This is a genomic window from Pseudoneobacillus rhizolycopersici, assembly GCF_054786815.1.
This window is the reverse complement of the sequence record NZ_JBTOOE010000230.1, coordinates 1-239: the sequence shown is the minus strand read 5'-3', so window position 1 is coordinate 239 and position 239 is coordinate 1. Positions and strand designations below refer to the sequence as shown.

Here is a 239-nt window from a genome sequence, read left to right as displayed (position 1 = left end):
TGCCAATGTTGTCTCTTATTTTTTTTTTTTCTGCGCAAGTTAGGTTTTGTCAAAGAAAGGGTGTAAAACGCAGCTCAGTAACAGTCCGCCTAGAAGCACTTGCGGTGCACGATGGAGGGGCCGGACTCATCGTACTCCTGCTTGCTGATCCACATCTGCTGGAAGGTGGACAGTGAGGCCAGGATGGAGCCACCGATCCACACAGAGTACTTGCGCTCAGGAGGAGCAATGATCTTGAT

The 239-nt window shown here is 50.2% G+C and carries 1 protein-coding gene; it reads right to left on the bottom strand.

The genetic code is table 11. The features are described from left to right. Positions 1-89: 89 nt before the first annotated feature. The gene (locus ACX9YW_RS23540) at positions 90-230 is read right to left on the bottom strand and encodes a hypothetical protein (protein ID WP_460351227.1); all 141 of its coding nucleotides are present in this window, start codon (positions 228-230) and stop codon (positions 90-92) included. Positions 231-239: the final 9 nt, after the last annotated feature.